The organism is Azospirillum doebereinerae, assembly GCF_003989665.1.
GTDB classification, from domain to species: domain Bacteria; phylum Pseudomonadota; class Alphaproteobacteria; order Azospirillales; family Azospirillaceae; genus Azospirillum; species Azospirillum doebereinerae.
Map to the genome: position 1 here is coordinate 15244 of NZ_RZIJ01000005.1, position 12930 is coordinate 28173.

Genomic DNA, 12930 nt, shown 5'->3' on the forward strand with positions numbered 1-12930 from the left:
GCATGAAAAACCGGACGGAGCCCTGCGGCGCCGTCCGGTTTTTCATGCGTTCCAAAAACGAACCAAGCCGTCGAACCGATCAGACGTCCAGGTTGGACACCTTCAGCGCGTTGTCCTGGATGAACTCCCGGCGCGGTTCCACGATGTCGCCCATCAGGGTGGAGAAGACCTCCTCCGCCTGGTCGGCGTGGTTGACGCGGACCTGCAGCAGCGAGCGCTTGGTCGGGTCCAGCGTGGTCTCCCACAGCTGGTCCGGGTTCATTTCACCCAGGCCCTTGTAGCGCTGGATCGTCACGCCGCGCCGGCCCAGCTCCATCACCGTGTCGAACAGGGCGACCGGGCCGGTCAGGGCACGGGTTTCCTTCTGCTTCTCGAAGGCGCGGCCGACGGTGCCGAAGACGCGCTTCAGGTCGGGCGCCAGCGCGTCCAGGCGGCGGGCCTCGACGCTCTTCAGCAGGTCGGTGTCGAACATGTGCCGGTGGGTCACGCCGCGCCGCGTGCGCAGCACGGTGTAGCCGCCGTGCGGCAGCACCTCGCCGCGCCAGCCGCCCTCCGCGGCGAGCCCGTTCATGCGCTCCGCCACCGCCTGGGCGGCGGCCAGGGCCGCCTCCGCGTCGTTGGCGAGCGCGGGCGACAGGGCGCCGGCCACCGCCGCCTGCTCCACCACCGTCGCGTTGCCGACCTTGCGGGACAGCGTGTCGATGGCCGGACGGGCGACGCGGGCCTGCTCGACCAGACCGGAGAGCTGGTCGCCGATCAGCAGCGTGCCGTCGGACAGCTGGACCGACAGGTCGCCGAGCGCGGCCTCGACCAGATACTCCTCCAGCGCCCGGTCGTCCTTCAAATACCGTTCCTTGGCGTTGCCACGCTTGATCCGGTAGAGCGGCGGCTGGGCGATGTAGAGATAGCCGCGCTCGATCAGCTCCGGCATCTGGCGGAAGAAGAAGGTCAGCAGCAGGGTGCGGATGTGGCTGCCGTCCACGTCCGCGTCGGTCATGATGATGACCTTGTGGTAGCGCGTCTTCTCGACGTTGAACTCGTCGCGGCCGATGCCGGTGCCGAGCGCCGCGATCAGCGTGCCGATCTCCGCCGAGGACAGCATCTTGTCGAAGCGCGCCCGCTCCACGTTCAGGATCTTGCCGCGCAGCGGCAGAATGGCCTGGAACTGGCGCGACCGCCCCTGCTTGGCCGAACCGCCCGCCGAGTCGCCCTCGACGATGAACAGCTCGGAGCCGGCCGGGTCGCGCTCCTGGCAATCCGCCAGCTTGCCGGGCAGCGAGGCCATGTCCAGCGCGCCCTTGCGCCGGGTCAGCTCGCGCGCCTTGCGGGCGGCTTCGCGGGCGGCGGCGGCCTCGACCACCTTCATGACGACGCGCTTGGCGTCGGCCGGGTGTTCCTCGAAATACTGGGCCAGCGCCTCGCCAACGATGGTCTCGACCACCGGGCGGACCTCCGACGAGACCAGCTTGTCCTTGGTCTGGCTGGAGAATTTCGGATCCGGAACCTTCACCGAGAGGACGCAGGTCAGCCCTTCACGGGCGTCGTCGCCCGACAGGTTGACCTTTTCCCGCTTCGCGATGCCGGATTCGTTGGCGTAGTTGTTGATCGCGCGGGTCAGCGCCGCGCGGAAGCCGGCGAGGTGGGTGCCGCCGTCCTTCTGCGGGATGTTGTTGGTGAAGCAGAGCGTCGTCTCGTGGTAGCTGTCGTTCCACTGCAACGCGCATTCCACCGTGACGGTGCCGCCATGCTCGGTCGGGCGCTCCGCCTTCAGCGTGATCGTCGGCTTGTGCAGCGGCACCTTCGAGCGGTCGAGATAGCCGACGAAGGCCTCCAACCCGCCCTCGTAGTGCAGGTCCTGCACCTTCGGCTCGACGCCGCGCGCGTCGGTCAGGACCAGCCGGACACCGGAGTTGAGGAAGGCCAGCTCGCGCAGCCGGTGCTCCAGCGTCGCGTAGTCGAATTCGGTGTTGGTGAAGGTCTCCTTCGAGGCGAGGAAGGTGACCTCGGTGCCGCTCAGGAGCTTGCCGGCGCCGTCCACCGCCGGGGCCGGGCCGATGTCGGCCAGCGGCGCCTCGGCGACGCCGTGGCGGAAGCGCATCAGATGGGTGCGGCCGTTGCGCCAGATGCGCAGATCCAGCGTTTCCGACAGCGCGTTGACCACCGAGACGCCGACGCCGTGCAGGCCGCCCGACACCTTGTAGCTGTTCTGGTTGAACTTGCCGCCGGCGTGGAGCTGGGTCATCACGACCTCCGCCGCCGACACGCCCTCTTCGGAGTGGATGTCGGTGGGGATGCCGCGGCCGTTGTCGCGGACCGTTACCGACCCGTCGGCGTTCAGCTGCACCTCGACCTTGTCGCAGTAGCCGGCCAGCGCCTCGTCGATGGCGTTGTCGACGACCTCGTACACCATGTGGTGCAGCCCCGACCCGTCGTCGGTGTCGCCGATGTACATGCCCGGACGTTTGCGCACGGCGTCGAGCCCGCGCAAAACGGTGATCGACTCGGCCCCATAGTCCTGCTGCGGGAGGTCGTTCTTCAATGCTTCCTGTGCCATGCGCGGAGTATAACAGATCGGGTTGAAAAAGCGGCGTTTTCGCGTGCGCCGGGCTGGATTTTTTTGGGCTTTTTGCGCCCTTCCGACACGGCTGTCCGGGACGCCTATCCCAGCCGGACGCGGGCCTCCTCGATGTGGAAGCGCAGGGCGGCGTCGCCCAGCGGCGCGAAGACGCTCTCGTCGGTGCCGGTCATCCAGGCTTGGGCGCCCAGCGCCAGGATTTCGCCGAACAAGGCCTCCCGCCGCTCGGCGTCGAGATGGGCCGCGACCTCGTCCAGCAGCAGGATGGGCGCGGCCCCGCGCTCGGCCGCCAGCAGCCGGGCGTTGGCCAGGACGATGGCGATCAGCAGCGCCTTCTGCTCGCCGGTGGAGCAGAGCGCGGCCGGCATGTCCTTGGCGGTGTGGCGGACCGACAGGTCGCTCTTGTGCGGGCCGGTCGCGGCCCCGCCGCCGGCGCTGTCGGGGCGGCGGCTGTCGCGCAACGATTGGCGCAGCGCGTCCTCGGCGGCCAGCGCCGGCCCCTGGTCGAGCCAGTCCTCCACCGCGCCGGTGACGGCGAGGTCGGCGCCGGGAAACGGGCCGACGGCGCGCGCGCAGGCGGCGCGCAGGCGCTGCACCACCTCGCGCCGCGCGGCGGCGACGGCGACGCCGGTGGTCGCCATCTGGTCCTCCAGCCCGCCGAGCCAGCCCTCGTCGAAGCAGCCGTCGCGCAGCAGGCGGGCGCGTTCGCGCAGGCTGTGCTCGTAGCGCGACAGCCGGCCGGCGTGGGACGGGTCGAAGCCGAAGACCAGACGGTCGAGGAAACGGCGGCGTCCGGTGGAGCCCTCCAGGAACAGGCGGTCCATCTGCGGGGTCAGCCAGACCACCGCGACGTGCTCGGCCAGCGCGGTCTGGCCCTTGGCGGCGTGGCCGTCGATGCGGACGAGGCGGCGGTCGCGGTCGGTGGGTTTGCGCGGGACCATCCCATCATGGGGCTCGCGGCCGGTGCCGATCTCCACCGGGCCGCCCGGCGTGTCCAGCGTCGCGGCGACCGCCCAGCCGGCGCCGGGGCGCGAGCCGATGCGCTCGATCTCCGCCAGCTTGGCGCCGCGCAGGCCACGGCCGGGCGCGAGGAAGCTGACGGCCTCCAGCAGGTTGGTCTTGCCGGCGCCGTTCGGGCCGATCAGCGCGACCGGGCGGCGGTCGGGCTCCAGCCGCGCGGAGTCGTAGCCGCGAAAGCGCGTCAGCGTCAGGCGGCGGACCGCCAGGACGGGGGTGATGGGTGTCATCGGGAGGGCAGGGAGGGGATGGGCAAGGATAAACCGTTCCGCTGTGCAGAGTTGTGTGGGTGCGGCCTGCGTGCCCCCTCCCCATCCCTCCCCCGCCTTCGGCGAGAGAGGGGGCTGGACCCTTGTCGGTGTTCAGCGGCAGTTCCCTCTCCCGCGAAGCGGGGGAGGGTTAGGGAGGGGGCAATCGCGGCGGAACTTGCACAATCCTGTTTCGGGGCGGAGCGGAAGCCCCGCCCCCGTCACACGCGCATCGGCATCAGGACGTAGAGCGCGGTCTGGTCGGCCACGTCGCGGATGATCGTCGGCGAAGCGGCGTCGGCCAGCGTGAAGCGGGCGCCCTCGCCCTCGATCTGCTGCGTGATGTCGAGCAGGTAGCGCGAGTTGAAGCCGATTTCCAGGGGGCCTTCCTGGTAATTGACCTCCAGTTCCTCGGTGGCGCTGCCGGCTTCCGGGCTGGTCGCCGACAGGGTCAGGGATCCACGCACCAGCGCCAGCTTCACCGCCCGGCTCTTCTCGGTCGAGATGGTGGCGACGCGGTCGACGGCGGCGGCGAACAGCTTGGCGTCCACCTCCATCACTTTGTCGTTGCCGACCGGGATGACCCGCTCGTAATCGGGGAAGGTGCCGTCGATCAGCTTGGAGGTCACCGTCACGGAATCGAAGCCGAAGCGGATCTTGTTGTCCGACATCGACAGCTCGATGCGGTCGGCGGCCTCGTCGATCAGCTTGCGGATCTCGTTGACCGTCTTGCGCGGCACGATGACGCCGGGGATGCCCTCGGCGCCCTCGGGCAGCGGCATCTCGACCCGCGCCAGACGGTGGCCGTCGGTGGCGACCGCGCGCAGCACCGGCAGGTCCGCGCCGTTGGTCTTGGACTTGGCGGCGTGCAGGTAGATGCCGTTCAGGTAGTAGCGCGTCTCCTCGGTGGAGATCGCGAAGCGGGTGCGGTCGACCAGCCCGCGCAAATCGGCGGCGCTCACCGCGAAATTGTGCTTCAGCTCGCCGCCGGACAGCTGCGGGAAATCCTCCACCGGCAGGCAGGACAGCTTGAACTGCGAACGCCCGGCGCGCAGCGTCAGCACGGTGCCGTCGGCGGGGATGTCCAGTTCCACCTGGCTGCCGTCGGGCAGCTTGCGGACGATGTCGTAAAGGGTGTGGGCCGGGGCCGTGGTGCCGCCGGGGCGGCCGACCGTGGCGGGCACCGTCTCGACGATCTCCAGATCCATGTCGGTGGCGGCCAGCGACAGCTCGCCGTCGCTCGCGCGCAGCAGGACGTTCGACAGGATGGGAATGGTGTTCCGCCGCTCGACCACACTCTGCACGTGACCCAGGGAACGAAGAAGGGCGGCGCGTTCGATGGTGATGTTCATGCTGTCGTCGTCTCGGGGCGGAAGGGCGTTTCGGGCGCTTGCCCTGCGCGATTCCCGGCGAAAAACCGCCGGAACCGCCCAGAGCGGGCGCGCATCATACCATAACGGCGGTTGTGTCGAACCAAATTCGTGCGGAGCCGACCATTGCCGTATGACCTGGGGGACGATCCGGTCCCCTTGGGCCCGTTCGTTGGTGCCGGGTCACAGGTTGGCGGTTCCCTCGATGCCGATCAGCGCGGCCAGCCCGTGCAGGTCGTGCACGGTGGCGGTGCCGGGCGGGAAGGGGTCGTCGATGCCCGGCGCCACCACCCCGGCAAACGGCGCGCCGATGTGCCGGGCGCCGACCAGCTCGGTCATCGAATCCCCGACCACCAGGGTGCGCGCCGCGTCGAGGGCGTTGGCCGCGACGATACCCGCGAAGATCGCCGACTTGTCGTTGGGCGTGCCGTCGTCGGGCGCCCCGGTGAGGGTGGCGAAGACACCGTCCAGCCCCTTGGCCGCGACGATGCCAAGCAGGACGTGGTGCGGCGTGCCCGACACCAGATGGCAGGGCGTGCCGCGCAACGCGTCGAGCAGCTCGCGGGCGCCGTCGATCAGCGGGCAGTCGTAGATGGCCTTGTCGACGATCCCGGCGTAGCGGCCGGCCATGTCGGCGATGCGCTCCGGCGTCGCCTCGCGGCCGAGGATGGCGCGGTCCAGCACGGCGACCATGCCGGTGCGGGTGAGGCCGCCGTTGCGCCAGATCGTCTCGCGGATCGCCGCCTCGAAGGGACCGCCCGTCTGGCCGTAGAGTTCGACGAAGACGTCGGTCTTCATCGTGGCGGAGTCGAGGATGACCCCGTCGAAATCGAAGATCACGGCCGAGAGGGAATAGGGAGCGGCGGCGGGCATCGGGAAACCTTGTGAAGGGACCGGGCCGGCCACTCTACACCCGCGACGCCCGCCGGCCAGCCCCGGATCGCGGGCCGTCAATCGGCCAGGGCGCGCTCCAGCCGGTCGAGCGTGCGCATGGCCGGCAGGCATTGGGCGACGCTGGCGTTGGGCTCGCGCCCCTCGCGGATGGCGGCGAAGAACGCGCGGTCGATCAGTTCGATGCCGTTGTTTGACACGGTGACGCCGCTGAGGTCGATCTGGGCCTCGTTGCCGTCGTAGAGGTCGTCGTAGCGGGCGATGTAGGTGCCGTTGTCGCAGATGTAGCGGAAGAAGGTCCCCAGCGGCCCCTTGTTGTTGAAGGACAGCGACAGGGTGCACAGCGCGCCCGACGGCGTCTTCAGGCCGATGCTCATGTCCATGGCGATGCCGAGTTCGGGGTGCGGCGGCCCCTGGAGCGCCTGGACGCGGCTTGCGACCTCGCCGGTCTGGTACTGGAACAGATCCACCGTGTGGCAGGCGTGGTGCCACAGCAGATGGTCGGTCCAACTGCGCGGCTGGCCCAGCGCGTTCATGTTGGTGCGGCGGAAGAAATAGGTCTGCACGTCCATCTGCTGGATTTTCAGCTCGCCCGCCTGGATGCGGTTGTGGATCCACTGATGGCTGGGGTTGAAGCGGCGGGTGTGCCCGGCCATCGCCACCAGACCCGTCTCCTTCTGGACCTGGACCAGCCGCTCGGCGTCGGCGAGGCTGTCGGCCATCGGGATTTCGACCATCACATGCTTGCCGGCCCGCAGGCATTGGATCGCCTGGGAGGCGTGGACCGGCGTCGGCGTCGCCAGGATCACCGCCTCGACGTCGGGCCGGGCGAGGCTCTCAGCCAGATCCTTGGTCGCGTGGGGAATCCCACGCTGGCGGGCGAAGCCTTCGATGTCGTCCGGCCCGCCGCCGACGACGGAGACCACCTCGATCCCGTCAATCGCGGCGATGGCGTCGAGATGCTTGACGCCGAAGGCGCCGGCGGCGCCGGCCACGCAGATTTTCATGCTTCCACTCCCAGGAGAATTGGCCGGACGCCGGTCTTGCGGCGGCCCTTGTCCGTGGACACACCGGGTAGCAAACAATCCGCTGCCGCAGAAATTGAATGACGGGAGGGGCTATTCATTTCGTGTTCGACGCCCGGCCGCCGTGCGCCTGCGCAAGCCCCGTCAGCGGGCACCCTGCCCGGCCTCGCGCAGGCAGGCGAGGAAGCGTTCCTGCGTCGCCGTCGGACGCCAGCCGCGCCGCAGGGTCAGGCCGATGGGGCGCTCGCCGCCGGGCAGGGCGACCGGCAGCGGCACCAGCAGGCCGAGGTCGCGCTCGTGCCGGATCTGGTGCAGCGAGATCAGCGTCAGCGTGTCGCTGTCCAGCAGCAGGCCGCGGATCAGTTGCAGCGAGCTGGCCTCGATCAGCCCGGTGGGGGCGGGCAGGCCGTGCTCCGCGAACAGCGCGTCGAAACGGTCGCGGGTCGGCGTGCCGGGGCGCGGCACCACCCAGCGGCAGGCCGCCAGATCGGCGGGCGTCACCGTCGGCCGGCGGCTCAAGGGGTGGAAGGCGCGGGCGACGACGGCCAGCGGGTCGGTGAACAGGGTCTCCTGCACCACGTCCTCGATGGGGACCGGGTCGCGGAGCGCGCCGATCAGCACGTCGATCTCGCCGTGGCGCAGCCCGTGCAGCAGGTCGCCGTAGGGGCCGTCGATCACCTGGAGCCGCACCTCGGGCCGTTCGGCGGTCAGCGCGTTGATGGCGGCCGGCAGGATGTACGTGCGGGCCAGCGGCATGCTGCCGACGACGATGCGGCTCTGGTCGACGCCCAGATGCACCGCCAGCTCGGCGAAGCCCTGGTCCAGCTCGGCCAGCGCCAGCTTCACGTGCTGCACCAGCACCCGGGCGGCGCCGGTCAGGACGATGCCGGTGGCCGAGCGGGTGAACAGAGTCAGCCCCGCCAGCCGTTCCAAGTCGCGCGCGGCGCGGTGGATGGAGGGCTGGGCGATGTTCACCGCGCGGGCGGCGAGGCTGAAGTTCCCGGCGTTGGCGATGGCGACCAGCGCGCGAAGCTGGGCGGCGGTCAGAAGCTGGTCGAAGTCGGGGAAGCCGCGCGCCGCCTTGCGGTCGCCGAGCCGCGCGGCCTCGCGCGCGCCGACGCGCAGGCCCTCCAGCATGCGCTCCACCCGGTCGAGGAACAGGGCGCCGGCGGCGGTGGTCGGCATGCCGTCGAAACGGCGCTCGAACAGGGGGGTGCCAAGCTGGCCCTCCAGCTTGGCGATGGCCTGGGTGATGGCCGGTTGCGACAGGTGGACCTGTTCGGCCGCCTGACTGATGCTGCGCCGCCGCGCGACCTCCCGGAAGGCGCGCAGGTGGCGGATGTTGGGGATGTCGCTCATCGATCCGCCACGGGGCTTTAGCCGCTCCGCATGCGGCTATAGCCGGAGCTTATACCCCCGGCGGCTCCCCGGCGGAGAGGCTGGGAGTCCCCTGCGTCCTTTTGTATCAGCGCAGCACGGCCAGCCAGCCGCCCCGGTCCATCAGCCAAAGCACGGCGCTGACGCTGGCGAAGGACAGCGCGGTCGCGGTCATCAGGGCCGCCGCGCAGACGTCCTCGCGGCCGTATTTCTGGCCGAAGATTGGGTAGACGGTCAGCATCGGCGACGACGCGAACAGGACGGCGGCGATGCGCAGCTTCGGGTCGATGGGCGACAGCAGCGACAGCGCGGCGAAGACCGCCAGCGGGTGCAGCAGCAGCTTGGCGCCGACGATCCGCGTCACGTCGGCCAGCAGGCCGCGAATCCGCAAGCCCACCAGCGCGTGACGGACCGATCCGCCGCCTGCCGCCCTACTCTCGGCCAGGACGAGGAACACCGGCAGAACCAGCAGGTTCTCGACCACCATCGCCAAAGCGAGCCCGATCCCGGCCGTCGGCCCCAACACCTGAAGCACGATGGGGTAGCCGATGAAGCCGCTGTTGGAACTGGACATCCCCATGCCGGTGAGGGCGCTGGCCTGGAGGCTCTGCTTGCGGACGAAACGGGCGAAGGCGGTGCCGAGCAGCAGCATCGTCAGCGAGCCCAGCGCGTAGGCCGCCAAATAAGCACCGTTCAGGATCTCGGCCAACGGGTTCTGCGACAGCGCTCGGAACAGCAGAGCAGGCAGGGACAGATTGATGACGAACTTCCCCAGCCCGGCGACGTCGGCCTTTGTCAGTCCTCCGAGGCGGACGGTCAGGTAGCCGATGGCGATGGTGAGGAAGATGGGGGCGGTGACCGGAAGGATGTCCTGCATGCCGGGGCTTATAGGAAAGTTCCGGCGACGGGAGAACCGTTCGGGCGCGCGCGGCGGCGAGACGCGGCCCTGTGGAATGCGCGTGGGTCACGCTGTGCCGGAGCGTGGAGGCAAAACTGGACACACCCGCAAGGTTCAGCCCAAGCGAGCGTTGCCGAAGGTTTCCGGTCAGACCGAAACGTCGAGCAACGAACCGCGCGGCATCGCCCGGTAGCCCTGCCCGTTGACCTGCGCCGACAGCACCGCCGCGTTGGTGTCGAGCGTCGGCCCGCCCTGGGTGCTCGACTGGGTGGCGCGCGGCTGCTCGGCCTTGCCGGTCGCCTGCGGGGCCGCCACCGTCTGCGTCCGCACCGTCGGGGTGGTCTGCTGGGCCGCCTGGACCGCCGGGGACAACGCCATCTGCACCGCCGGCGTGATCGCCGAGGGTGGCTTGAGCGTCGGAAGCGACGGGATGGCGGGGTTGACCTGCATCCATAAAATATGAGCCTGAAGCTGTGGCGTTGCAAGTCCCCCTAGCCGGCGGAATCGGGGAGAAGCAATGCAGGGCATGGAAACGCAGCATTCCCATTGGACGGGTTCTCGGGAGATGGACCGATGCGCTAATGTCCGGCCGCGCGGAAAGCGTGGTTTTAAACGCGGGAGGTGGTTGGCCATTGCCGGGCGTCACCTGTTGACTCGGGCGATGGCAGGCACTCAGCGGGCGGGACGATCATGAACAACCGACAGGCGGGCGAGAGCGGGATGCGGGAGAGCCGGACGCGGGTCTCCGGCGACCGTGACCTGCGGCTCGATTTCTTTCGCGGTCTGGCGTTGTGGTTCATCTTCGTCAACCATATCCCGGCCAACCAGATTTCCTGGCTGACGCCCCGGAATTTCGGGCTGAGCGACGCGACGGAGATCTTCGTCTTCATCTCCGGCTACACGGCGGCCATGGTCTACGGGCAGACGCTGCGGCAATCCGGCCTGCCCATGGCGGCGGCCCAGGTGCTGCACCGCTGCTGGACGCTCTACGCCACCTACATCATCCTGTTCTTCGCCTTCACCGCGCAGATCGCCTATCTGGCGCGGGTGTTCGACAGCCCGCTGTTCACCGAGGAAATGGGCATCGCCAGCTATTTCCAGGACCCGGTGACAGCGCTGACCCAGGCCCTGCTGCTGAAGTTCCGGCCGGCCAACCTCGACGTGCTGCCGCTCTACATCGTGCTTCTGCTGGCCTTTCCGCTCGTGCTTCCCGCCCTGCGCCGCCGGCCGCTGGCGGTGCTGGCCGGGTCCGGCGCGCTGTACCTCGCGGCCCGCCTGTTCGGCTGGAACCTGCCGACCCACCCGGACGGCGGCGTCTGGTACTTCAACCCCTTCGCCTGGCAGTTCCTGTTCGTCGTCGGCGCGACGCTCCAGCATCTGCCGGATCTGCGCGCCGGCCTGCTCCGCTTCCGCCGGCCGGTGGCCGTGGCGGCCGTGGTGTTCCTGGCGCTGAGCCTGTTCCTGGTGCTGTCCTGGCAGTTCGCCTTCCTGCACGCCCTGCTGCCGCCCTGGCTGACCGAGATCCTCTACCCGGTCAGCAAGACCGACCTCGACCCGTTGCGCCTCGCGCATTTCTTCGCGCTGTCCTACATCGTCGTGCAGGTGGTCCCGCCCGGCGCCGCGTGGCTGCGGAGCCCGCTGGCGGCGCCGGTCGTGGCCTGCGGACGCCAGTCGCTGCACGTCTTCTGCCTGGGCGTACTTTTGTCCTTTGCCGCGCAGACCGTTCTGGTGCACATCAGTGGCTCGCTTTCGGCGCAATTCCTCGTCACCGTTCTTGGGATAGCCGCGATGGTGCTGCTCGCACGCCTTCTGATCTGGTACCAGTCGGCCGAACGGGCGCGGCGCCTGCAGACCGCGACCACCCGGAACTCGGGCGCATGAGGACAGCCGCGCGTCGCCTGCTGGCGACCGTCACCGCTGCCCTCCTGATGGGGCTCTCCGCCGAGGCGTGGAGCGGCCCGCCGGTCGACGCGGCCTGCGCCGTGCCCGACTCGGTGCTGACGGTCGACACCGCCCTGCCCCGCGTGGCCGAGAGGCTGAACGCGGGACTCCCGCTGTCGATCCTGGTCGTCAATTCGGTCAAGCCGGCCCCCCGTCCGGCGACCGTCGGCTACCCGGTGCGGCTGGCCAAGGAGTTGAAGGCCCGGCTGCCCGGCCGCCAAGTCGATGTCCTGGTGCTGAGCCTTCCGGGCGAAATGGCACCGGGCATGGTCGCGCCCCTGCTCGACGCCGTCAGCCAGCAGCAGACGGCGCTGGTCGTCTGGCAGACCGGGACCGTGGACGCCATGCGCAGCCTCGATCCGGAGAGTTTCGGCACCGCGCTGGAGAACGGGATCGCCGCCGTCCAGCGGATGGGCGCCGACCTCGTGGTGATGGACATGCAGTACAGCCCGCACACGGCGCAGGTGATCGATTTCGCCCCCTACGTCAATTACGTCGCCTGGATGTCGCGGAACGACGGGGTCTTCCATTTCCCGCGCTACGCGATCATGCGCCACTGGGTGGAGGAGGGTCGCGTCGATTTCGCAGACGAGTCCCCGCAGGCCAAGCAGGACGCCTACGAGTTCGTCCACCGCTGCATCGGGCAGCTTCTGGCCGAGAGCATCGCGGCCATGATCGACACGATGCACGGAGCACCCCCTTGATCTCTGGCTTGATCCCTCGCGCTTTTCTTTCGGCCCTGACCCTGCTGTTGACGGTGTCCGGCCCCGTCCCGTCCCCGGCGGCGGAACCTGTCCCTGTCCCCGCCCCCGCCCCCGCCCCCGAATGCCTGGTTCCGCGCACCATCACCAGCCTGTCCTCCACGCTGCCGCGCGTGGCGGAGCGCATCGCGGCCGGCCTGCCGCTGCGGATCGTCGCGCTCGGCTCGTCCTCCACCGCCGGGGCCGGGGCCAGCGCGCCGGACCGCGCCTACCCGGCCCGCCTCGCCCATTACCTGGGCCAGCGGATGCCCGGCGTCGCCCTCACCGTTCTGAACAAGGGAATCAACGGCGAGACCGACGACCAGACGGTGGAGCGCATCGGCACCGACGTGCTGGCCCAGAAGGCCGACCTCCTCATCTGGCAGGTCGGCGCCAACACCGTGCTCCGCGAGGGTGACTTCGCGGTCAGCGAGGCGTCCGTCCGCCGGGGCGTGGAGCAGGCGCGCGCGGCCGGGCTCGACGTGGTGCTGATGGACCTGCAATACGCGCCGAAGATGCTGGAGAAGACCCGCGCGGGCGACATGCTCACGCAGATCTCCCACCTCGCCAACGAGGAGCATGTCGGGTTGTTCCGCCGCTTCGCCGTGATGCGCGATCTGGTGCAGACCCAGCGCATGGGGGTCGCCGACCTGATCGGACCCGACGGGGTCCATCAGACCGACGCCGGCTACGACTGCGTCGCGCGTACGCTGGCGGGCGGCATCGAGGACGCGCTCCGCCCCGCCAACGCCGACGCGCGGGGAGCGGCGCCGGCCCGTTGACCGGGCCTTCGAGTCCGATCCGAACCCCGTGCGGGATCAATCGCGTCTCGCCGTGGGGGGCACCGA

11 protein-coding genes are annotated in these 12930 nt (G+C 69.8%); 3 read left to right on the forward strand and 8 right to left on the reverse strand.

The window, feature by feature from the left end:
* Nucleotides 1–79 precede the first annotated feature (79 nt).
* From gyrB to EJ913_RS08100, 8 genes are all read right to left on the reverse strand, one after another.
* Nucleotides 80–2554, reverse strand: coding sequence for a DNA topoisomerase (ATP-hydrolyzing) subunit B (gyrB, locus tag EJ913_RS08065; RefSeq protein ID WP_126996592.1), 2475 nt, complete (start codon nucleotides 2552–2554; stop codon nucleotides 80–82).
* A gap of 104 nt (nucleotides 2555–2658) precedes the next feature.
* Nucleotides 2659–3822: a DNA replication/repair protein RecF gene (recF, locus tag EJ913_RS08070; protein WP_126996594.1), complete on the reverse strand. Its 1164-nt coding sequence runs from the start codon at nucleotides 3820–3822 to the stop codon at nucleotides 2659–2661.
* Nucleotides 3823–4061: 239 nt separating this feature from the next.
* On the reverse strand, nucleotides 4062–5192 hold the full coding sequence (gene dnaN / locus EJ913_RS08075) for a DNA polymerase III subunit beta (RefSeq protein WP_126996596.1): 1131 nt from the start codon (nucleotides 5190–5192) through the stop codon (nucleotides 4062–4064).
* Nucleotides 5193–5393: 201 nt separating this feature from the next.
* On the reverse strand, nucleotides 5394–6083 hold the full coding sequence (locus tag EJ913_RS08080) for an HAD family hydrolase (RefSeq protein WP_126996598.1): 690 nt from the start codon (nucleotides 6081–6083) through the stop codon (nucleotides 5394–5396).
* Nucleotides 6084–6160: 77 nt separating this feature from the next.
* Complete coding sequence (locus EJ913_RS08085; RefSeq protein ID WP_126996600.1) at nucleotides 6161–7108, reverse strand: Gfo/Idh/MocA family oxidoreductase; 948 nt, start codon at nucleotides 7106–7108, stop codon at nucleotides 6161–6163.
* 162 nt (nucleotides 7109–7270) lie between these two features.
* Entirely contained in the window at nucleotides 7271–8485 is a 1215-nt protein-coding gene (locus EJ913_RS08090) for a LysR family transcriptional regulator (RefSeq protein WP_126996602.1), read from the reverse strand.
* Nucleotides 8486–8591: 106 nt separating this feature from the next.
* Nucleotides 8592–9380: an AEC family transporter gene (locus EJ913_RS08095; protein ID WP_126996604.1), complete on the reverse strand. Its 789-nt coding sequence runs from the start codon at nucleotides 9378–9380 to the stop codon at nucleotides 8592–8594.
* Nucleotides 9381–9548: 168 nt separating this feature from the next.
* On the reverse strand, nucleotides 9549–9851 hold the full coding sequence (locus EJ913_RS08100; RefSeq protein WP_126996606.1) for a hypothetical protein: 303 nt from the start codon (nucleotides 9849–9851) through the stop codon (nucleotides 9549–9551).
* A gap of 240 nt (nucleotides 9852–10091) precedes the next feature.
* Here EJ913_RS08100 and EJ913_RS08105 point away from each other — a divergent pair, with 240 nt between their 5' ends.
* The 3 genes from EJ913_RS08105 to EJ913_RS08115 are packed head-to-tail and all read left to right on the forward strand — an operon-like array spanning nucleotide 10092 to nucleotide 12864.
* Nucleotides 10092–11282: an OpgC family protein gene (locus tag EJ913_RS08105; RefSeq protein WP_238521865.1), complete on the forward strand. Its 1191-nt coding sequence runs from the start codon at nucleotides 10092–10094 to the stop codon at nucleotides 11280–11282.
* Entirely contained in the window at nucleotides 11279–12046 is a 768-nt protein-coding gene (locus tag EJ913_RS08110; protein WP_126996608.1) for an SGNH/GDSL hydrolase family protein, read from the forward strand. The genes EJ913_RS08105 and EJ913_RS08110 overlap by 4 nt, the downstream gene beginning before the upstream one ends.
* Before the next feature lie 8 nt (nucleotides 12047–12054).
* Complete coding sequence (locus tag EJ913_RS08115; protein ID WP_244939287.1) at nucleotides 12055–12864, forward strand: SGNH/GDSL hydrolase family protein; 810 nt, start codon at nucleotides 12055–12057, stop codon at nucleotides 12862–12864.
* The last annotated feature ends 66 nt before the right edge of the window (nucleotides 12865–12930 follow it).

Excerpts from the sequence above, each read along its gene's own strand:
- EJ913_RS08080 (WP_126996598.1), bottom strand. The coding sequence starts at position 6,083 with ATGCCCGCCGCCGCTCCCTATTCCCTCTCGGCCGTGATCTTCGATTTC.
- recF (WP_126996594.1), bottom strand. The coding sequence starts at position 3,822 with ATGACACCCATCACCCCCGTCCTGGCGGTCCGCCGCCTGACGCTGACG.
- EJ913_RS08090 (WP_126996602.1), bottom strand. The coding sequence starts at position 8,485 with ATGAGCGACATCCCCAACATCCGCCACCTGCGCGCCTTCCGGGAGGTC.
- EJ913_RS08100 (WP_126996606.1), bottom strand. The coding sequence starts at position 9,851 with ATGCAGGTCAACCCCGCCATCCCGTCGCTTCCGACGCTCAAGCCACCC.
- EJ913_RS08110 (WP_126996608.1), top strand. The coding sequence starts at position 11,279 with ATGAGGACAGCCGCGCGTCGCCTGCTGGCGACCGTCACCGCTGCCCTC.
- EJ913_RS08095 (WP_126996604.1), bottom strand. The coding sequence starts at position 9,380 with ATGCAGGACATCCTTCCGGTCACCGCCCCCATCTTCCTCACCATCGCC.
- EJ913_RS08085 (WP_126996600.1), bottom strand. The coding sequence starts at position 7,108 with ATGAAAATCTGCGTGGCCGGCGCCGCCGGCGCCTTCGGCGTCAAGCAT.
- EJ913_RS08105 (WP_238521865.1), top strand. The coding sequence starts at position 10,092 with ATGAACAACCGACAGGCGGGCGAGAGCGGGATGCGGGAGAGCCGGACG.
- dnaN (WP_126996596.1), bottom strand. The coding sequence starts at position 5,192 with ATGAACATCACCATCGAACGCGCCGCCCTTCTTCGTTCCCTGGGTCAC.
- gyrB (WP_126996592.1), bottom strand. The coding sequence starts at position 2,554 with ATGGCACAGGAAGCATTGAAGAACGACCTCCCGCAGCAGGACTATGGG.